The 19,107-nt window shown below is 60.8% G+C and carries 16 protein-coding genes; 3 read left to right on the top strand and 13 right to left on the bottom strand.

The window, feature by feature from the left end; all coding sequences use genetic code 11:
- Positions 1-59 precede the first annotated feature (59 nt).
- Entirely contained in the window at positions 60-1,628 is a 1,569-nt protein-coding gene (gene peaA / locus ACVWSC_RS13050; RefSeq protein WP_442114046.1) for a quinohemoprotein amine dehydrogenase subunit alpha, read from the bottom strand.
- Between the two features lie 412 nt (positions 1,629-2,040).
- Here peaA and ACVWSC_RS13045 point away from each other — a divergent pair, with 412 nt between their 5' ends.
- Positions 2,041-3,534 carry an aldehyde dehydrogenase family protein gene (locus tag ACVWSC_RS13045; protein WP_442114045.1) on the top strand — a complete coding sequence of 498 codons (1,494 nt, stop codon included), beginning with the start codon at positions 2,041-2,043 and terminating at the stop codon, positions 3,532-3,534.
- 75 nt (positions 3,535-3,609) lie between these two features.
- On the opposite strand, the gene qhpG is transcribed toward ACVWSC_RS13045, so the two are convergent.
- From qhpG to ACVWSC_RS13010, 7 genes are all read right to left on the bottom strand, one after another.
- Positions 3,610-4,914, bottom strand: a complete 1,305-nt coding sequence (gene qhpG / locus ACVWSC_RS13040) for a flavin-dependent monooxygenase QhpG (RefSeq protein WP_442114044.1) — start codon at positions 4,912-4,914, stop codon at positions 3,610-3,612.
- On the bottom strand, positions 4,907-5,587 hold the full coding sequence (gene qhpE / locus ACVWSC_RS13035) for a subtilisin-like serine protease QhpE (RefSeq protein ID WP_442114043.1): 681 nt from the start codon (positions 5,585-5,587) through the stop codon (positions 4,907-4,909). The genes qhpG and qhpE overlap by 8 nt, the downstream gene beginning before the upstream one ends.
- Positions 5,577-7,310, bottom strand: a complete 1,734-nt coding sequence (locus tag ACVWSC_RS13030; protein WP_442114042.1) for an ABC transporter ATP-binding protein — start codon at positions 7,308-7,310, stop codon at positions 5,577-5,579. Before ACVWSC_RS13030 ends, qhpE begins: the two co-directional genes overlap by 11 nt.
- A gap of 10 nt (positions 7,311-7,320) precedes the next feature.
- On the bottom strand, positions 7,321-9,228 hold the full coding sequence (locus ACVWSC_RS13025; RefSeq protein WP_442114041.1) for a sigma-54-dependent Fis family transcriptional regulator: 1,908 nt from the start codon (positions 9,226-9,228) through the stop codon (positions 7,321-7,323).
- A gap of 178 nt (positions 9,229-9,406) precedes the next feature.
- Positions 9,407-10,705 (bottom strand): NAD(P)/FAD-dependent oxidoreductase, encoded by a 1,299-nt coding sequence (locus ACVWSC_RS13020; protein WP_442114040.1) that lies wholly within the window; start codon positions 10,703-10,705, stop codon positions 9,407-9,409.
- A 38-nt stretch (positions 10,706-10,743) separates the two neighbouring features.
- Entirely contained in the window at positions 10,744-11,166 is a 423-nt protein-coding gene (locus ACVWSC_RS13015; RefSeq protein ID WP_442114039.1) for a RidA family protein, read from the bottom strand.
- Between the two features lie 33 nt (positions 11,167-11,199).
- Positions 11,200-12,339 carry an ornithine cyclodeaminase family protein gene (locus ACVWSC_RS13010; protein ID WP_442114298.1) on the bottom strand — a complete coding sequence of 380 codons (1,140 nt, stop codon included), beginning with the start codon at positions 12,337-12,339 and terminating at the stop codon, positions 11,200-11,202.
- Positions 12,340-12,555: 216 nt separating this feature from the next.
- Between ACVWSC_RS13010 and ACVWSC_RS13005 the strand changes: the two genes are divergently transcribed.
- Positions 12,556-13,398 carry an AraC family transcriptional regulator gene (locus ACVWSC_RS13005; protein WP_442114038.1) on the top strand — a complete coding sequence of 281 codons (843 nt, stop codon included), beginning with the start codon at positions 12,556-12,558 and terminating at the stop codon, positions 13,396-13,398.
- 2 nt (positions 13,399-13,400) lie between these two features.
- Here the strand turns inward: ACVWSC_RS13005 and ACVWSC_RS13000 are convergent, their stop codons facing one another.
- The 4 genes from ACVWSC_RS13000 to ACVWSC_RS12985 form a co-directional block, all read right to left on the bottom strand.
- Complete coding sequence (locus ACVWSC_RS13000; protein WP_442114037.1) at positions 13,401-14,336, bottom strand: helix-turn-helix domain-containing protein; 936 nt, start codon at positions 14,334-14,336, stop codon at positions 13,401-13,403.
- A gap of 126 nt (positions 14,337-14,462) precedes the next feature.
- Positions 14,463-15,911 carry an APC family permease gene (locus ACVWSC_RS12995; RefSeq protein ID WP_442114036.1) on the bottom strand — a complete coding sequence of 483 codons (1,449 nt, stop codon included), beginning with the start codon at positions 15,909-15,911 and terminating at the stop codon, positions 14,463-14,465.
- 232 nt (positions 15,912-16,143) lie between these two features.
- Positions 16,144-16,683: a nuclear transport factor 2 family protein gene (locus ACVWSC_RS12990; protein WP_442114035.1), complete on the bottom strand. Its 540-nt coding sequence runs from the start codon at positions 16,681-16,683 to the stop codon at positions 16,144-16,146.
- On the bottom strand, positions 16,680-17,825 hold the full coding sequence (locus ACVWSC_RS12985; protein ID WP_442114034.1) for an amidase: 1,146 nt from the start codon (positions 17,823-17,825) through the stop codon (positions 16,680-16,682). The genes ACVWSC_RS12990 and ACVWSC_RS12985 overlap by 4 nt, the downstream gene beginning before the upstream one ends.
- Positions 17,826-18,054: 229 nt before the next feature.
- Between ACVWSC_RS12985 and ACVWSC_RS12980 the strand changes: the two genes are divergently transcribed.
- Positions 18,055-18,531, top strand: coding sequence for a MarR family winged helix-turn-helix transcriptional regulator (locus ACVWSC_RS12980; RefSeq protein ID WP_442114033.1), 477 nt, complete (start codon positions 18,055-18,057; stop codon positions 18,529-18,531).
- A 69-nt stretch (positions 18,532-18,600) separates the two neighbouring features.
- Here the strand turns inward: ACVWSC_RS12980 and ACVWSC_RS12975 are convergent, their stop codons facing one another.
- Positions 18,601-19,098, bottom strand: a complete 498-nt coding sequence (locus tag ACVWSC_RS12975; protein WP_442114032.1) for a flavin reductase — start codon at positions 19,096-19,098, stop codon at positions 18,601-18,603.
- Positions 19,099-19,107: the final 9 nt, after the last annotated feature.

Here is a 19,107-nt window from a genome sequence, read left to right as displayed (position 1 = left end):
GTGTATCCCGAACAACGTTGGAATCCGGGCGCCTCAGCGCCCGCACAGCCCGCGGCCGATTACGGCAGCGGTGGGTTGTTCCAGCGCTGGACGGTAACGATCAGGTGGCCCTCACCCTGCTGTCCGCCGTCCTCAAGTTTGGCAATCACTTTCAGATTGCCAGCGTTGTTGGTCATCATCCGGCGCTCGGGGTTAGGCCCGGCACCACCGGGCATGAAGATGCCGTTGTCCAGCATCTGCCCGGCGAACTTGACGTCTTCGTCTTCCTTGGCCTTTTCGTTGAAGGGTTCGACCGACCACTGCGCTGGCAGGTAGCCAATGCGCAACGGCTGGCCCTTGGCATCTTTGCCCCAGGCCTCGGCCTCGAAACGGCCCTGCACTTTCGGCGTACTGCCGCCGTTCTCGCCGATCCGCGCAATCGAGAACGCGGGCACCACCTTGACCTCTTCGACTTTGTCGTAGACGGTCAGGCTCACGCCTTTCAAGGCACCCTGGCTGACTTCGCGCACCCCAGGCGCAGCATCGGCGGCGGCACGAGCCTTGACCCGCACCTGGTTGGCGCTTGACTGCAGCACTTCGACCACTTCGATACCCGGGCCAAAGCTGGCCGTACCGGACAAACCGCTGCCGACCAGGGTCAGCTCCGCTTCGCTGCCGGCCTTGATAAACGAAGGCTGCACGGCCAGCAACCGCGCCTTGCCGTCTTTGACAGCGGTGAAGTCCAGGCCGCGTTCGTCATGCTCGGCCTCGAACATGCGCCCTTTCATCTCGCCATCCACTGCGGCAAACACCTGGCGCATGGTGGTATCACCGATCTGCACGTTGCCGCGCCATTCAAAGCCGTTGTAGAGAATTGCCGAGCCGCTGCCCTGGAACGGCGAGCCGTCGGCATACTGGCCTTTGACTTCAACCTTGAATGCGCCGTCGCCTTGCGCGCCGGTGACGGTCATTGCGCCGCGGACATCGCCCTTGGTCAGCATATGACCACTGAAAGCCCACTGCCCCACCAGCACTTCGGCCTTGGGCCGTGCTTTTTGCCAGTCGGCCCAGGCGGCGCTGTCCAGCGGGAAACGCTTGGCCAGCTCGGGAACCATTTCCTTCAAGGCGATATCCAGCCAGTCACGGTCACGCGACAGCGCCTGATACTCAAGCGACGGCCATTGGCCGAGGTGGAAGTTGACCAGGTGTTCCCATTCTTTGGCCGGGCGACGCTGCAACGCTACCCGCGCACCGGAGTGGCAACGGCCACAGGTCTGGCTGAGTTTTTCGTCGAACTGCTCGACCGTGTTCAGGCGGCGTTCCATGGCGTAGCGCACACCTTCGGTTTCGCTGGGTGCCAGCCCTTGGCGGTCGGCCAGGTATTTGACCAGGGTGCGGCGATCATCATCGCTGATCTGCAAGCCATGCATGACCTGCATACGGCCAATGCTCATCAGCCAGCCTTCGGGGGTTTTGCGCTGGTGGCTGATGCGACTGTAGGTATCGTTGCCTTCGGCAATGTGACAGCCCATGCACTTGGTTTGCAGCAGTGCGGCGCCGGGCTCTGCGGCCTGTGCCTGGGTACACAGCAAGGCGGAGACGATCAGCGCCAGGCTGTTCGTATGCCGCCGGAGTCGAGTCATTCTCAAGGTCAGACCTCCACGGTGTTGTTCTTATCGTTCTTGCACGCTGGGTGCCGTAGGTGAATCTGCGAATGGCTGATACAGAATCTGTGCCAATCTTGGTAAAGCCTTTGATTTCAACAACTTGAGTCAAGCAAGGCAAGCGGTGGGTGGGGATGGGATCCACATCCGGCGTCTAAATTTGCGACAGCCTGTAGCACCTTGAGACACCGCTCGCGCACCTAGCAAGCTTAGGCCAGTGGCGCACTGTTTCACGCGCGTCTCATGGCGTCTCAAAGTGCTACAGCACAGCCTGCGCTGCGGCGCTTCACGACCTATAAATAACGCTTTTATATCAATACTTTAAGTACGTTTTTCGAATCTGGCATGGTGGTTGCGAAAGTGCTCTGCACCTCCAATGACAAAAGGCGCTGCCTCCATGCTTTCGACACTGCCCATCCTCCCTCGTACCCAGGCTTTTCTCGACCGCAAACTGAAAATGCGCATCGGCGCCGACTGGCAAGATGCGCAAAGCGGTCAGACCATGAGCTTTCGCAACCCGGCCACCGGCGAAGTGCTGGGGGAAGTGCCATGCGCCGACAGCGAGGATGTCGATCGTGCCGTCAAGGCAGCACGCCTTGCATTCGATGATTCACCCTGGAGCCGCATGCGCCCGCGTGAACGGCAGAACCTGTTGTGGCGCCTGGCCGAGCTGATGGAGCGTGACGCACAGGAACTGGCTGAACTGGAATGCCTGAACAACGGCAAAAGCGCAGCGGTGGCGAAAGTCATGGACGTGCAGCTGGCGATCGACTTCCTGCGTTACATGGCTGGCTGGGCGACCAAAATTGAAGGCACAACAGTAGAGCCTTCCTTGCCGCTGATGCCCAACGACCAGTTCCATGGCTTCATCCGCCGCGAAGCGATCGGCGTGGTCGGCGCCATCGTCGCCTGGAACTTCCCACTGCTGCTGGCCTGTTGGAAACTTGGCCCGGCACTGGCCACCGGCTGTACCGTGGTGCTCAAACCTGCCGATGAAACCCCGCTGACCGCGTTGAAACTGGCCGAACTGGTGCAAGAGGCGGGCTACCCGGATGGAGTGTTCAACGTCATCACCGGAACCGGTCTGAATGCCGGCGCCGCCCTCACCCGTCACCCTGGCGTCGACAAACTGACCTTCACCGGTTCCACCGAAGTCGGCAAACAGATCGGCAAGGCGGCGATGGAAAACATGACCCGCGTCACCCTCGAATTGGGTGGCAAGTCGCCGACCATCGTCATGCCCGACGCCAACCTGCAAGAAGCCGCTGCCGGTGCCGCCACGGCGATCTTCTTCAACCAGGGCCAAGTGTGCTGCGCAGGTTCGCGGCTGTATGTGCACCGCAAGCATTTTGACAACGTGGTTGCCGACATCGCCGCGATTGCCAACGGCATGACCCTGGGTAACGGCCTGGACCCTAAGGTACAGATGGGCCCGCTGATTTCCGCCAAGCAGCAGGACCGGGTCACCGGCTACATCAACCTGGGCCGTGAACTTGGCGCCACGGTGGCCTGTGGCGGTGAAGGTTTTGGCCCGGGTTATTTCGTCAAACCTACGGTCATCGTTGACGTCGACCAACGCCACCGTCTGGTTCAGGAAGAAATCTTCGGCCCGGTGCTGGTGGCCATGCCATTTGATGACATCGATGAAGTGATTGGCCTGGCCAACGACAACCCGTATGGCCTGGGCGCAAGCATCTGGTCCAACGACCTTGGCGCCGTGCACCGCATGATCCCGCGGATCAAGTCGGGTTCGGTGTGGGTCAACTGCCACAGCGCCCTTGATCCGGCGCTGCCGTTCGGGGGCTACAAGCTGTCGGGCGTAGGCCGCGAGATGGGCGCGGCAGCCATCGAGCACTACACCGAACTCAAGTCGGTGCTAATCAAACTGTAAACCACCCGGTAGGAGCGGGCTTGCCCCGCGATTGCGTTTCATCAGACACAACGCGATCGCGGGGCAAGCCCGCTCCTACCGAGGGTAACCCTGCGCGACCAGCCAGCTGCGCAGCATGATCTGCTCTGATGCCGACCGGCCAGCCAATAGCTGATCCAGCGTGCTCCCAGCCTGCAGGCCGCGCACCAGCGGTGCCAGGGGCACACCCTGCAGGTGCCAGATACCCAAGGGCTGGTCTGGGCTGACGACCACCTCGGCAGGTTCGATGAAGGCATCACGCACCACCGGCCGCTGTTGCACCTGCAACTGGCGATAATCACTCGGCAGGTGTATCGGCTGCAGGTCTGGCCAGGCCTGACGACGCTGCCAGAATGGCTGCCCGGCCTTGTCCTGTTCCTGGGCATAGAAGTCCCGGCCGATACGGGCGAAACGCAAGAACAGCTGTTCAATACGTTGCTGATGAAACCCCCGGGCCAACGCCCGATGCTCAGGACGGCGCAGCAAGGTGTTGATCACCGCCGGCGCCTGCAAGGCAGACGACAACGACTGGAAGATTCCGTTGCCGGACAACGGATCGACCGCCATCGCCGCATCCCCCACGCGCAGCCAGTTGTCGCCGCTGCATTCACCGGCGAGGATCGCCGTGCTGCTGCGTGCATGCACCGTCGCCGCTTGCCAGGCATCGGCACCAAACAATTCGCTCACCAGTGCCGACTCGCGCCGGCGCTGGGCACAGTACTCCGGCAAGCGGGCCTTGCCCGGCAGGTTGCTGGTGCTCACGTCGAGGCTGATTTGCCAATAGCAACGGCCATCGGCCAAACGTGCCATCCACGCCCAGCCATCCTCCAGGCTTTCCACCGCCGAGAACGGCTCACCTTCAGCGCCTTGCCAGAGGTTGAGCAGGCTGACGCTTTCCGGGCCCCGCAGCCGGTCGCTGGCTAACGGCGCCTGACGACCACGGGCTTCGACAAGGAAATCTGCGTGCAGCACCTGGCCACCGTCCAGCACCACGCGGTGTCCTTGCGCGTCACTGTCAACGCCACCCACCCGCCCCTCGATCACTTCGACACCGGCCTGCTTCAGGTCATCGCGCAACGCACGATCGAACAAGCGCCGATCCAGCAGACACTCCTCATTAAGCTGCTGATCCACACCGTTCCAGCGCACACGGCGCCGGGCCGGTATCGCAGCCTGCTCCAGGGCGTTGCTCAACCCAGCATGGCGCAAGCCCTCCAGCACCCGCTGTGACACGCCTTCCACGGCATCGAAACGGCGCCAGTCAGCGACTATCTCGACGCCATACCCCAGACGCCGCAGGCCAATGGCGCACGCAGCACCGGCCGGGCCAGCACCAAGAATCAGGATACGCGGCTCAGGCATGATCGACTCCACGGCGCTCAGGGCCAAAGTAGGTAGCGTTTTCACGCAGATACGCCAGCACCTGCTCGCGATCAGCCCCTGGGTGTTCAGCCAGATAGGCGCAAATCTGCCCGCTCAACGCTGCACAGCCGAGACTGGCACCGGCTGACCCGGCCCGCGCCCCGACCGCCGCACCGAACTCGGCCTGCGCCGTGTTCAGCCACGACCACTGCCCACTGGTACAGCGGGCATCACCGGTGATGCGCACCACCCCGGGGTAGCTGGCCGGATAGACCGGACCACCCCGCGCCGGGCTCGACGCACACAGGATCACCCCGGCCGCCTGCGCCTGTGCACAGGCCTGGCGCAGCACCGGGCGATCCTGGCTCAGCCCCAGGCTCAGGTTGATCACCTGCACGCCCTGCTCCACCAGCCACAACAACGCCGCGCTGACCTGCAGCACCGAGGTAGCGCCACGGCTGTCGAACACCTGCGCGATGGTTACCGATACACCTTCAGCCTGGCTCAGCAACTGTTCAAGCACCGCGCTGCCGTGGCCGAGCACGTCGTCCTGCACATCCCCTTCACAGAGCACACCCTGATCCAGCCAGAAGCGCCGGCCAACGTCCACACGCGGGGCCTGAAGCTCAGAGCAGCCGGAATCGATCACGCCCACCCGCACGTTATTCACCATGGCGCAGCGACTCCTGCCAGACCGCCTGCAGGCGCCCTTGCTCCAGGTGCAGGTGCAACTCGGCGTCGGCCAGGGTGCTGGTGCGATGGCTGATGAGTATCCGTGTGCGCCCGGCGAACAGCTGGTCGATGGCGGCGATCACTTCCCGTTCGGTGGCCTCATCCACCGCCGAGGTTGCTTCATCGAGCACCAGTACCCGTGGGTTCTGCAGCAAGGCGCGGGCAATGGCGATGCGTTGTTTCTGCCCGCCCGACAGCTGCTGGCCTCGCTCACCGAGGATACCGTCCAGGCCCAGCGGCAAGGCTTCGACCAAGCTCTCCAGACGCGTCAGGCGCACGACCCGCTCAAGGTCTTCACGGCTGGCCTCGGGCACGCTGTAGGCCAGGTTCTGCGCCAGGGTGCCGCGAAACAAGACAATGTCCTGGCTGACCACGGCGATGCACTTGCGCAGCGCCAACAAATCCAGCTCACGCAAATCCACACCATCGAGCAGGATGCGCCCCTGGTCCGGGTCGTAGAACCGCTGCAGCAGGTCGATCAGGGTCGATTTGCCGACACCCGAGGCGCCACTGATGGCCACCTTCACACCGGCCGGAATGCAGATATCGACACCCGCCAGCACCATGCCCAGGCGCTGCTCGTGGGCAAAGTGCACGGCCTCCAGGCGCAATTCGCCGGGGCCTTGCCCGGCGGGTACAGGCACCGCAGGCTGTTTGACGCTGACCGGTTCCTGCTGCAGTTCCATCACCCGGCCAAGGCTCACTGCCATGCGCTGCACCGCCACGTACAGGCCAAGCAGGCTCTGCACCGGCCCGACCGCCATGCCCAGATAGGTGGAAAAAGCGATCAGCGCACCCAATTGCCAAGTGCCCTGAATCACCCAGTAGCCGCCAACCAGAAAAGCACAGGCACGGCACAGCGAGGTGAGCGTGCCTGGCACCGCCTGGGTGAAGAATTCCGTGATTTGCACCCGCAGCAACTGGCCCATGTAGCCTTTGCCGAGGTGGTCGAGGCGCGCCGACTCGCGTTGCTGCTGCCCGGCCGCTTGAATGAACTTCATCGCTGGCAGGGTCTCGACCATGAACGACGAAACATCGGCAGAGCGCTCACGCAGATTGCGCACCTCGCGCTCGACCTTGCGCCGCATCCAGCGCAACCACAGCACTTCGATGGGAATCAGCAACGCCAGCAGCAACGACAGTTGCCACGACAGCATCAACATCAAGGTTACCGCGCCGATCAAGCCAATCACGCTGGACACTGCCGCGAACAGGGAATCCACGGCGAAGCGTTGAATTTCGGCGACATCGCCATCCAGTCGCGACAGAATGTCACCGATGCGTTTGCGCCCGTAGAAGGCCGGGGAAAGTTGCTGCAAGTGACGATAGAGGTCATCACGCAAGGCAAACAGAATGCGCCCGGACAGACGTGTGTGCAGGTAGCGGTTGATGCCGCCCAGCAACATGCCGACGATGCCCACCGCGATCATGATCGACGCCATGTGCCAGAGCACGTCGAAGTCCTTGGCCAGCAAGCCTTGATCGATCAGGGTCTTGACCAGCCAGGGTTGCAGCAACACCAACAGTGACGCCGCAAGCGACAAGCCCAACAGTGCGGCAATCGCGCGCCAGTGCGGGCGTACGAAGCCGTACAACCAGGCCAGGGCGCGGCGCATCAAGTCCGGGTCAGAGGCGTTGATCAGCCTGAGAAACATACCACCCATCCACCGCCCCTTAATCGCGCAGTTGCTTGAGTTTTCGATACAGCGTGGCGCGGCTGATCCCCAGGGCATCGGCGGCGGCCGAGACGTTGCCTTGATGGCGTGCCAACGCCCCGCGGATCAGTTCTACCTCGTTTTCGCGAATGCTGCCGCTTTGCGGTGCGCTGGCGCTGAGCTCATCCAGCAGGCAATCGGTCAGATGCTCCAGGCTCAGCACTTGCTCACCGGGCTCACGCATGGCCAACGCCGAGCGCAAGACCATTTCCAGCTGGCGGATGTTGCCCGGCCAGTCGAAATTGCCAAGCAGCTCCCGCAAGCCCTTGTCGAGGCTGACCCGCTCGGCGCCGAACTTGCTCAGCAGGCTGTCGATCACCTCGTTGAGGTCGTCGCGGTCACGCAGCGCCGGGAGCTGCAGGCTGACGCCATTGATGCGGTAGTAGAGGTCTTCGCGAAAATGCTGATCGAGCACCAGCCGTTTCAGGTCACGGTGGGTGGCGCAGATGACCGCGACGTCGATGTCCTGCTCGTCACCGCCCCCCAGCGGCGCCACCCGCCGTTCCTGCAAGACCCGGAGCAAACGCGCCTGCAAGGCCAGCGGCATGTCGCCGATTTCATCGAGGAACAGTGTGCCGCCGTGGGCCTGGGCCAGACGCCCGACCATACCGCCGCGCCGCGAACCGGTGAACGCACCCTCGCGGTAGCCAAACAGTTCGGACTCGATCAGCCCTTCCGGAATGGCCGCGCAGTTGACCGCCACAAACGGCTTGTCGGCACGCGGGCTGGACTGATGCAGGGCACGCGCCACCACCTCCTTGCCGGTACCGGTTTCGCCGAGCAGCAACACCGGCAAATCATTGTTCAAGCCACGCCGCGCCATGCGCAGTGCGCGGGCCAGGCGTGCGTCGCGGCCCGCCAGTGATTCCAGTTCGAGCGCTTTTGGGGTTGGTAAGACTTTGCCGCCCGGCTGCGCAGTCCCGATGCCGGCGCGGCGTGGCAGGTGCACGGCACGGAAGAAGAATTCGCCCTTGGCGGTTTGCACACTGCTGACCCGGTCGGTCCACAAACGGGTAAGGAACGCCGAGGTGCGTTCACCCATCAGGTCGCTGCAGCGTCGGCCAATCAAGGCCGGGCGCTTGAGCTGCAACAACTCGCAGGCACGCTCGTTGGCCGCTAGCACTTCACCATCCAGACTCAGGGCCAGCAGCCCGTGCCAGGCACTGCCCAGGTACTGCGGGCGACTGTGGAAGGACAACACCAACTGCTCGGGATAGCACAAACCGAACATGCGGCTTTCGATATTGCTGGCGGCCAGAATCAGGGTCGAAAGGTTGTCCTGCGGTTGTGCCATGACCCCTTCGCGGGTCAGGTCAAGCACGCCAACGACCTGACCCAGAGGGTCACGCAGCGGCACCGAGGTACAGGAAAATGGGCTCAGGCGATCGAGGTAATGCTCGCCGCAGTTGATCAAGGTCGGCCGCCCTTCCACCACCGCAGTGCCGATGGCGTTGGTGCCACGGCTCGACTCGCTCCAGCAACTGCCGGGGTGCAAGTCGCGCAGGCCGACTTGATTGAGTTCGTCGGTCTGCCCGCCGACGGCGAGGATATTGGCCTGCGCATCGCCGAGGATGATGATGGCGTTGTTGCCGTGGCGGGTGACCAGGTATTCCATTTCCGGGGTCGCGGCGTCGATCAGCAGGCGGTTGCCGTCGAGCAACTCCTGCAAGCGGTGGCGCACGTTGAACTGCACCTGTTCCGCCTCCAGGCAGTTCAGGCCATGTTCGAGGCTGCGCCGCCAGGACGCATCGATCTCTTCACGCAGCATGCCTTGCGGCAAGGCGCCTTCGCTGATCAGTTTCAGGCGGACCATGCGCGAAGTGTGCACGGGGTCGGTAGCGTTTATTATTGGTATATGTCGCGGCATCTCTCACTCCAGCGTGCCTGCGCACAGCAAGATGCTGCTGCAGGCGAAGTACGACCGGCTCACCGTGACTTTACTTCTAATACGCTTCCTCTACTACGCCTGCGCGGTAAATAGGTGGTGGGCTTGCCCCGCGATTACGATTTGTCTGTCTTACCGCGATCGCGGGGCAAGCCCGCTCCTACAAAGCGAAGCGGCTGTAGCGATACGGGGTGGGGTCGATGATCGGGGTATGGCCGGATACCAGATCGGCCGCCAGTTGCCCGGCTGCCGGAGATGTTCCGAAACCATGACCAGAAAAACCGGTGGCCAGGGTCAAGCCGGCAATTCGCGCGACCGGCCCGATCACCGGAATCGAATCTGGCGTGACGTCGATGGTGCCTGCCCAGGCCTGTTCGATCTGGGCCTGCTCAAACACCGGCCAAGCAGCCTTGAGGTTGTTCATCGCGTCATTGTTCAGCGAAGTGTTGGCGCTTGGGTCTTGCACCCGCATGCGTTCAAACGGGGTAACGCTGGTGCTTTTCCAACGCCGCGCTTGGGCCAGGTCCTGGAAGAACGGCTTGCCCATCGACACCTGGAGAAAGTCGCGTTGTGCACGGAACGCTGGCAGATAACGGCGGCCCAGCAGCAAATGGTCGAGGGTCAGGAAGGCATCCAATTTGCCGCGTTGGGTGATGATGTAGCCGCCATCCTTGTGCTTGCGGAACGAGAAGTCCGGCGCACCGACCGCAATGTCGGTCGGGCCCTGCATCGGTTTGGTACGCAATACCGAACACACCAACGGCAGGGTCGGCAACGCAATACCGTGGTTGCCGAGAAAACGCCGCGACCAGGCACCACCCGCCAGCAGCACCTGCTCACAACGGATTTCGCCTTTCTCGGTGACCACACCGCTGACCTTGCCAGCCGCCGTCACCAGCGTACGCACAGCGCAGTGTTCAACAATGATTGCGCCTTTGGCGATAGCTGCCTTGGCAATTGCACTGGACGCCAGCGTCGGCTCGGCACGACCATCCGAAGGCGTATAAATGCCACCCGCCCAGTCGCCCTTACCGCCCGGTACCAATTGTTCGATTTCACGCTTGCTGAGCAAGTGCGAATCCAGCGACAGTGACTCAACCGACTTGAGCCAGCCTTCATGCATGGCCATCTGTGTTTCAGTACGGCCGACAAACATGATGCCGGCCTGGCGGTAACCCACATCCGCACCGACGCGCTCCGGCATTTGCGCCCATAAACGATCAGACGCCTGCGCCAACGGAATATCTTCGGCATGACGACTGGTTTTGCGCACCCAGCCAAGGTTGCGTGAAGACTGTTCTCCCGCCAGTCGGCCTTTCTCAAGGAGTACTACCGGAATATTGCGCTCGGCCAGCGATAACGCCGCGGTCAAACCTATGATTCCCCCGCCAATGATGACAACCGAGGTGGACGACGGAAATACGCTTGAAGTGTGCACAGAGGCAATAGTAGGTGCCATGACAAAGACTCGACTTACACGGTTTTATGACGGAGCGATTACTGCGCCAGGTTGACGCGCAGCACATTGGCTCGCGAGGCATTACGGTACGCAGTCACTTCAACCTCGACTTTGTAGACCGTCGAACCCAGCGGTGGGCAGGTAACGGTACTGGCCGGATCGATGCCGCGGAACTTCTCGCCGATCAAGGTCATGACGCTGGCAACATCCTCCGGGTTTTGAATAAACACCCGCGAACAAATCACATCGGCCAGGCTGGAATCCACGGCCTTGAGCGCCGCTTCAATGTTGGCGAACACCTGATGGGTTTGTTCGACAACATCGTCGGAAATCAACTTGGTCTCGGGGTGACGCCCAGCGGTGTTGGATACGTAAATCCAGTTATCGACCGCCACCAAACGCGAGTAGCTGCCCATTTCCTCGTACTTAGAACCGGTTTTAACCTTGATAATTTCGGTCATGCCTTACTACTCCTTGAGTCTCTTAAAAGTGTATTAGCTGAGCACTGGGGTTTCCCACAGGTTCAACTTCACGCCAATGCCTTTTTCGATGGCATTGCGGTATACAACAGTGCCCCAGGCAACGTCTTCAACCGGCATTCCGCCTACCGACATAATGATGATTTCTTCATCATTGTTACGCCCAGGTGCATCACCGGCGATGATCTTGCCAATATCCTCAAGTTCTTCGGCGGTCAACTTTCCTTCTGCCAGCATATCCATAAAACGCACACCGATAACGGGCACGCAGTTATGTGCAGGCTTCGGCAATTCTTCATACCAGGCATGATAAAGCCCGGTATTATCCAGCACTTTGCGAATATCAGATTGCTCCATGCCATCATCCAGGCGGCAACTTGCCGGCATGGCCATAAAAGCACCAGGCTTGACCCATTCGCGTTTAACGACCGGGTAAGTTTCAGGGTCTCCGGTTGCACCGGAACTGCAGTAAGTGACCAGGTCCGAGTCGCGTACGACTTCTTCAAGGGTATCCACTACATGAATATTGACGATCTGCGGATAGGTGTCTTCAAGCCACGAAATGAAGTCATCAAGGCTCTTCTGGCCACGCCCTTTAATTTTGATCGTATCAATCTGCGGGCAGACTGCAACGAAGGCGGCCAGGGTGGTTTTGCCCATGACGCCGGGGCCAAGAAGGCCGACAACCCTTGAATCCTTGCGGGCCAGATGGCGTGCGCCAACCCCCGGAATCGCGCCGGTGCGGTAGGCCGAAAGCAAGTTGGCCGACATGTGCGCCAAGGGTGCGCCGGTATCGGGATCGTTCAAGGTGAACATAAGAATCGAGCGCGGCAGGCCTTTATCGCGGTTGGCAATGTTGGAGCCGTACCACTTCACCCCGGCCGTGCAGAAGTTACCGCCCAAATAGGCTGGCATGGCCATCAAACGACGGTCGGCGGTTGGTTTTGGCATCTTCGGAAACGGCGAACTTTCCGGAAACGTAACCATTGCCCCGTGCGAGTCATTATTAGGCCCAGCCATACGATAGTCACCTTCGTACAGCAGGCCAAACATCTCTTCCATTGTATCGACGCAACCGGCCATGTCGGTAACACCGGCGCGAATCATGTCTTGTTCAGAAAGGTAGATAAAATCGATTTTTGTATTATTGGACATCATTTTTCTCAGACTGAAATGATACAATCGCCGGGCGCACACGGACACGCCCTCCCCTCAAGCCAATAGGCTCGGGTTGCTCTTTCAACATGGGTTCCAGTATACGGAGCCGGTTTTCGCGGTATTGTACATTTCGGACATGAACGGCCGACTTCAGCCGATTTAATCGGCACGGCCATTGCACAATAATAAGATCATCAGCAGCAGACCGCCGTTATGAAAAAAGCGCATATACCCTCGCCTGCCACCAATACATTTGAACAACCTTGGTTCGTATTGAATTCATCACACTATTCAGTGATCGCCGCCAGTCATCCGGCGATTTCGCATTTCTATGCACTGGATGTTGCGCAATCAAGCAATGTGATGTTGGCGATTCCCGATGGCTGCGTGGATATTGTTGTCGACTGCGATGCTGATCGGCCCACCGCACGTGTCTGTGGCACACCCCTGCAAGCCCGGCGAGTAGAACTTCTGGAAAACCATCATTACTTTGGTGTGCGCTTTACCCCGGGGGTGATCCCGGGTTTTATCAACGCGCTGGCGCAAGAACTGACCGAGCAGGAGTTGAACCTGTTGGAGGTCACCCCGCACGCTCAGGCGTTTTTCGAAGAAGTGTTGAAAACGCCGGTGCTTAGCGAACAGATGAACCTGTTCAACCGCTATCTGGTACCCGACGCCTTGCGCAAAACCTCTGAGCTGACCGCGTCGATCATCCAGACCGTGCTGCAGCACAAAGGCGATATCCGTGTTCAGCAACTTGAAGCCTTGAGCGGCTACACCACCCGCACCCTGCATCGGCAGTTCACCCAGGATACCGGGATGACACCCAAGGCATTCTGCCGAATCATCCGTTGCCAGGCGGCGCTGAACTCCATCAATACAGAGCAGGCGTTGTCATTTACCGAGTTGGCGATGGAGCTGGGCTTTACCGATCAGTCGCATTTTTTGCGCGACTTCAAGCAACTGGTCAGTACCACGCCCCATGAGTATCAGCGGCAGATCACTCAAGGGGCTTACAGCCAGCGCCTCCTGCAGTCCCGGCAAGCGGCGGCCTGAAGTCAGTGGCGTGGTGTTTCCGACGGGTGCTCACCAAACAACGCTTTGTAGTAGCCAGCAAAATGCCCCAAATGGGTGAAGCCAAAATCACTGGCGATGCGCGCCACGGTGACTTGGTTGGCACAGGTGCTGCGCAAGCGTCGGCGGGCAGCGTTGAGCCTGACCGAACGCAAGTATTCCACCGGGCGTAAACCGGTCACGCTCTGAAAACTGCGTTGCAATGTGCGCCGACTGACGTTCAGTCGCTCGCACAACTCCAGCACCGAGATTGGTTCATCATGGTGCGCCAGGGCCAACTCCTGACTTTGCTTGACCAGATAAGCGCTGACCACGTGATTGCCGGAACGCCCCTCGTCGCCTTCAACCCGATGGTCGAGCAGGTCAAGCATGCACTCCAGGGTCAAGTCTTCCAGCAGGTTTTCCGGCAGGTGTTGATCCTGCAGCGCCGCCATCACCACATCTTCCAGACGCTTGCGCACGGTGTGCAACACTTCGCGGCGCAGCTCTAGGCGCGAGACCTTGCCCAGCCGACGCATTTCGCTGTCGGAAAACTCCCTGGCCGCCAGATTTTCCAGACGGGCGGCCTCAACGGTGATGGCCAGCAAGTCCATGCCTTCGGCTGCTTGCACAAAAAACTCCTGGCCACTGTGAAGAAGCGTGACACTTTCAGTTCCCAGGCTTTTACCCTGAAACACTGCCAGGTCTGCACCACACTTGGGCATTGCCAGGCACAACCGCCCCAACGGCGCTACGCCCCGCTGGGCTACACGCTTGTTCAATGATTCTTGAAAGATCTGGAAACGCTCGCCGGTGACGTGTTTGAGCACTGTCTGCACGTGACCGGTGCTCAACTGATCGTAGGTTTGTTGCCATCCCACGATTGCACCGGCATGCAAATGTACGTCGTCAAAGCTTTTCATCTGGGCAAACATCGCCATTGTTACTACCTGTTATGTACTTGTAACAAGTTGTAAGCAAGCGGCAGGCCAACCATCCTTCGCCCGGCAACCACTCATCGACTGACTGCAAAGCGGCCCACTGCCTGGGCCGCCATCGCCCTCCACTCAGGCGGAGTGATTGCCCAGGCCGTTGAAGCGAACCGGAGCGGTGCTGCGCAACCGTAAAGCGAGCGCCATACCCAGCAGTGCGGCCACCGGCACAATCGTGCACAGGGCCAACGACAGCGTGGTACTGGCACCGGTCAGCACATCGAAGTGGATGACTGCGGTGATCAACACGGCCAGCAGTGCCACGCCAGAAAGCGCCGGCAGGATGAAACACTTGAGCCTGCTGTCGGCCAGTTGCGGGTTGCTCTTGAAGAAGCCGATGACCGCCAGCGAGGTCAGCACCATCAACAGAATCAGGCACAAGGTGGCCACGTTGGAGAACCAGGAGAACAGTTGCAGCACCGGATCGGCACCGGCCAAGGCAAACACAGCCAGGATGCTGGCTGCAATCAGCGACTGCAGGCCAGAGCCCAGGTGCGGGCTTTGGTGCTTGCGGTGGGTGGTACCGAGCTTCTGCGGCAGCAAGCCGTCACGGCCAATGGCGAAGAAGTAGCGAGCGGCGGCGTTGTGGAAGGCCAGCAAACCGGCAAACAGGCTGGCCACAAACAGCAAGCGAATCGCGGTGGTCAAGCCCACACCCACATACTGGTCAGACAGCGTGTAGAGAAAGGTGGTCGGGTCTTGCAGTGCCTGCAGGGTCGACACCAGGTCATCGGCCCCCGCGCCGACCACCATGGCCCACAGCGACAGGGTATAGAAGCCGCCAATCAGCAGGACCGAGAGGTAGGTGGCCTTGGGAATGGTGCGCTTGGCATCTTTGGCTTCTTCGCTGTACAGCGTGGAGGCTTCAAAGCCGATGAAGGCGGCGAAGCAGAACAGCAGGCCAATCGACGGGTTACCGCTGCTGATGTGCGCGGGGGTGAACGCGTCGGCGTTAATGCCCTGTGCGCCGCCGCTGCTCAGAATCGCGATATCGAGTATCAGCACTGCAAGGTACTCGGCGATCACGGTGATCGACAGGACCTTCGCCGACAGGTCGATGTTGCGATACCCCAGGCAGGCAATCAGCCCCAGGGCGACGGCAGAACAAACCCACCACGGCAGGTTGATGGCGAACACCTCAGCCAGGGTGCCGGCGACAATGGCGCCGAACAGGCCATACATGCCGGCCTGCAGCACGTTATAGGCGACCATCGCCAGCATTCCTGCGGCGCCGCCGGCCAGGCCGCCCAAGCCACGGGAAATCAAGGCGTAGAAACCACCGGCATGGGTGATGTGCCCGGCCATGCGCGTGTAGCCGGCTGCAAAGCACAGCAACACCACCAGCGTGGCGATCAATAAAGCCGGCGTTCCCGCGCCATTACCCAGCATCATGCCAATGGGGAAACCACCCGCCAGTACGCTGAGCGGGCTGGCCGCCGAGAGTACGAAGAAGATGATCATGGCAACACCAAGGCTGCCACGCCGCAGTTCCGTCGAGGAACTGTCGCGCAGAAATTCGCTCATGTTTTTATACCTTGTTTTATGAGGCAGACTTTGCGGGGATGAACACCGTGCCGCGCTTGCACGCAGTGCGCCACGGCACATTATTGTTATGACCTTCAGGCTGAAGAGGATGCTAGGCTTCGCCCAGTCTGGCGGCTATCCCAAATTGGCCGCATTTAGCGCCGTAGGGCCGGATTTTGCGGGGCGCGACGAACGCGTGAAGGTCCGCCGCCCCGCTGCTTGACGGGAAGTGCTACTGCGCAGCTTGCACGGGTTGAGTGGAGGCCGTGGGCACCGGCAACGGCGCGTCACTGTTCCAGGCACTGACCGGCCGCCCGAACAGGTTCTCGGTCTGGAAGTGCGCCATGCGCCATTGGCCCTCTTCGACCGCGAAGCGCACCGTCAGGCGCGCCGCATTCAGGTGCGAGGCCTGGTTGGCGAAGGTGCTGGTCTGCAACATGATCCAGCTGCCGCTGGCCTGCTCTGCCTCCACGCTGATCAGCTCGCTGGTGAGAAAATGCACGTTCAAGGCAAAGTGCGCGGGCGGTTGCATGTAGCTGGCGAACATCGCGCGGATGGCCTCACGGCCACGGTAACCACCAAAGCTTTTTGCGTATTTGGCGCCCTTGCCCTCCCACACCGCATCACGGGTGAACAGGCCGGCCAGCTCCTCCAGCGGCGTGTTGGCATCCAGCGCATCGCACAAGGCCATGTAGCGGTTCATACAAGCGCGCACAGCTTGCTGCGCTTCGAAGACCGCCAGGCGTGCCTGCAGTTGTTGGATCTCGTTCATACCTGCACTCCGCTCGCCGGGCTGCTCGCCTGTTCATGGATGCGCTGCAACAGCAGCGTGGCGGCCGCCAGCAAGGCTTCGTCCGCCCCCTTGGCAGCCACCAGTTGCAAGCCCACCGGCAATCCCTGACGGCTGGCCAGCGGTATGCTCAGCGCCGGGTGCCCGGACAGGTTGAACGGCCGCACCAGTGCGGTCATGCCCAGCACCGCACGGGTGTCGGCAGCTTCGGCAACCGGCAGTGGGAAATCAGGCATGGTCGGCAGTGCCAGCACATCACAGCGTTGCAGCGCGGCATCGACTTGTGCGCTGAACTGTTCACGTATCCGCTCAGCCTCGGCCACGGCGGCGTCGGTCATGGTGCCAGCCGCCTGCAGGCGTCCGGCAATATCAGCACCTACCAGACCGGTAGCGAGCAAATGCCCGCAAGCGGCATAGGTTTCGCGGTTGATGATCACCATGCCGGCGCTGTAAGCCGCTTCGAACGCGTCGCACTCCATTGTCTCCAGCGCCTGGCCGCTGGCGCTCAGTGCCGCCTGGACGACATCATTGACCGCTGCGCTTGCAGGCACCTTGAGTACCCCGACTCTGACCTCTGCCGGGGGACTGGTCGGGTGAAAACTTGGATCAATGATGGCCATCGCCTGGATCAGCATCGGCAGCGAGGCCGCAAACGGCCCTACACAATCCAGCGTAGTGGCAGCCGGCATAACGCCCTCGCGACTGACACGGCCAAAGGTTGGCTTGAAGCCGAACACGCCGCAGCAACAGGCTGGCACGCGTACCGAACCACCGGTGTCGGTGCCCAGGCTGAAATCGGCCAGCCCCGCCGCCACCGCTGCCGCCGAACCGCTGGAGGAACCACCGGGAATCAACGCCGGAAAGCGTGGGTTGACGGCGGTTCCGGTGTAGTGATTGATCCCGGTGGTGCCAAAGGCCAACTCATGCAAACTGGTTTTCCCGGTGATTCGGCAACCGGCTTCCAGCACCCGGCGCACCACTTCGGCATGTTGTTTGGCCGGCGCGGCCTGCTCCAGCGCCCGGCTCGATGCGCGGGTCGGCAGGCCGGCAATGTCGATGGTGTCCTTCACCATCACGCTGGGGCCTGAGCCGCCCATGTTCAAAGACTCAACCACAATTGCCATTGAAACCTCACTTCACAGGAGGCGCAGGCTGCGCCGACAGTGTTTAAAATTGCGTTTCGTTACGTGAATAGTCAACTGAATATTCATGCTTTACCCAATGCTTTCTGCGATGAAATCTGCACAACCATGCGCCACAACGGCCTGCGCGCTTTGGTCGCAGCCAATTTCAGGGTGTTCTCATTACGGGAAAAGTCTATTATTGGGGCTCACTTACTTCAGCCAGTCACTTATGAGCCCGAGCAAGAAGCGCCACAGCCGTTACGACCCCTCCAGCGAAGACTTCCGCAAAGAAGATTTTCCGTTTTACTGGTTGGCGCGCGTACACGGCCAGTACACCCAGAACATGGAACGGCTGCTGAAAAAGGTTGACCTCGATGTTGCCCGCTGGCGGGTACTGTGGATCCTCAATCAGAACGGCCAGTCGAGCATTTCCGAGATTTCCACCCACGCCATCGCCAAGCTGTCGACCATCACCAAGATCGTTTACCGCATGAAGGAAGACGGGCTGGTCGACACTGCACCAAGCGCCGAAGACGGCCGGGTGACCCAGGTGTGCATTACGCCCTTGGGGCTGGCCACCATCGAGCGCATGCAGGGTGTGACCAGCGAGCTGTTCAAGCGCAGCTTTGTCGGCCTCACTGAGAGCCAGGTCGAGCGCTTCAACAAAACCCTGGAAACCGTATTCCACAATCTGGAAAGCTTCTAAGCGGCGGGAGCGCGCTTGCCCCGCGATCGCGGTGTATCAGCTACATCGCATCGCGGGGCAAGCCCGCTCCTACACGGCCTTGGAGGCTTGGCCAAGGCGATGGTAGGCACGGTTGAAATACACCAGGCCCTCATCTGCGCCGCCATGGCGAATGGCCTGGACTTCGCAGTAAAAGATGCTGTGCGAACCCACTTCATGCACTTGGGCAATCCGGCAGTCGAAGTTCACCAGCGCATCGAGCATCACCGGTGCACCGCTTTCCAGCGTGGTCCATGAGGCAGATGCAAAACGCTCGTCCATACTCAGCGCCTTGTTGGCAAAAACCCCCGACTGTTCCTGATGAGCGCCCGTCAAGACGTTCACACACACCACTGCGTTGGCTTGAAACTGCGCGTTGGATTGTGACGCGCGGTTCATGCACACCAACAGCGTGGGCGGCGAGTCGGTTACGCTGCACACGGCCGAAGCGGTGAAGCCAAAGCGACCGGCAACACCATCGGTGGTGATGACCGATACCGCACCACCCAACAGCGCCATTGCATTACGGAAGCTGGATACGTCGACCATGCTTGTTCT

It is taken from the genome of Pseudomonas sp. NUPR-002 (genome assembly GCF_056322725.1).
The sequence above is the reverse complement of the archived record's forward strand: the minus strand, read 5'-3'. Positions and strand labels throughout refer to the sequence as shown.

Coding starts and splice junctions, on each gene's coding strand:
- ACVWSC_RS13045 (WP_442114045.1), top strand. CDS start 2,041: ATGCTTTCGACACTGCCCATCCTCCCTCGTACCCAGGCTTTTCTCGAC.
- qhpG (WP_442114044.1), bottom strand. CDS start 4,914: ATGCCTGAGCCGCGTATCCTGATTCTTGGTGCTGGCCCGGCCGGTGCT.
- qhpE (WP_442114043.1), bottom strand. CDS start 5,587: ATGGTGAATAACGTGCGGGTGGGCGTGATCGATTCCGGCTGCTCTGAG.
- ACVWSC_RS13030 (WP_442114042.1), bottom strand. CDS start 7,310: ATGGGTGGTATGTTTCTCAGGCTGATCAACGCCTCTGACCCGGACTTG.
- ACVWSC_RS13025 (WP_442114041.1), bottom strand. CDS start 9,228: ATGCCGCGACATATACCAATAATAAACGCTACCGACCCCGTGCACACT.
- ACVWSC_RS13020 (WP_442114040.1), bottom strand. CDS start 10,705: ATGGCACCTACTATTGCCTCTGTGCACACTTCAAGCGTATTTCCGTCG.
- ACVWSC_RS13015 (WP_442114039.1), bottom strand. CDS start 11,166: ATGACCGAAATTATCAAGGTTAAAACCGGTTCTAAGTACGAGGAAATG.
- ACVWSC_RS13010 (WP_442114298.1), bottom strand. CDS start 12,339: ATGTCCAATAATACAAAAATCGATTTTATCTACCTTTCTGAACAAGAC.
- ACVWSC_RS13005 (WP_442114038.1), top strand. CDS start 12,556: ATGAAAAAAGCGCATATACCCTCGCCTGCCACCAATACATTTGAACAA.
- ACVWSC_RS13000 (WP_442114037.1), bottom strand. CDS start 14,336: ATGGCGATGTTTGCCCAGATGAAAAGCTTTGACGACGTACATTTGCAT.
- ACVWSC_RS12995 (WP_442114036.1), bottom strand. CDS start 15,911: ATGAGCGAATTTCTGCGCGACAGTTCCTCGACGGAACTGCGGCGTGGC.
- ACVWSC_RS12990 (WP_442114035.1), bottom strand. CDS start 16,683: ATGAACGAGATCCAACAACTGCAGGCACGCCTGGCGGTCTTCGAAGCG.
- ACVWSC_RS12985 (WP_442114034.1), bottom strand. CDS start 17,825: ATGGCAATTGTGGTTGAGTCTTTGAACATGGGCGGCTCAGGCCCCAGC.
- ACVWSC_RS12980 (WP_442114033.1), top strand. CDS start 18,055: ATGAGCCCGAGCAAGAAGCGCCACAGCCGTTACGACCCCTCCAGCGAA.
- ACVWSC_RS12975 (WP_442114032.1), bottom strand. CDS start 19,098: ATGGTCGACGTATCCAGCTTCCGTAATGCAATGGCGCTGTTGGGTGGT.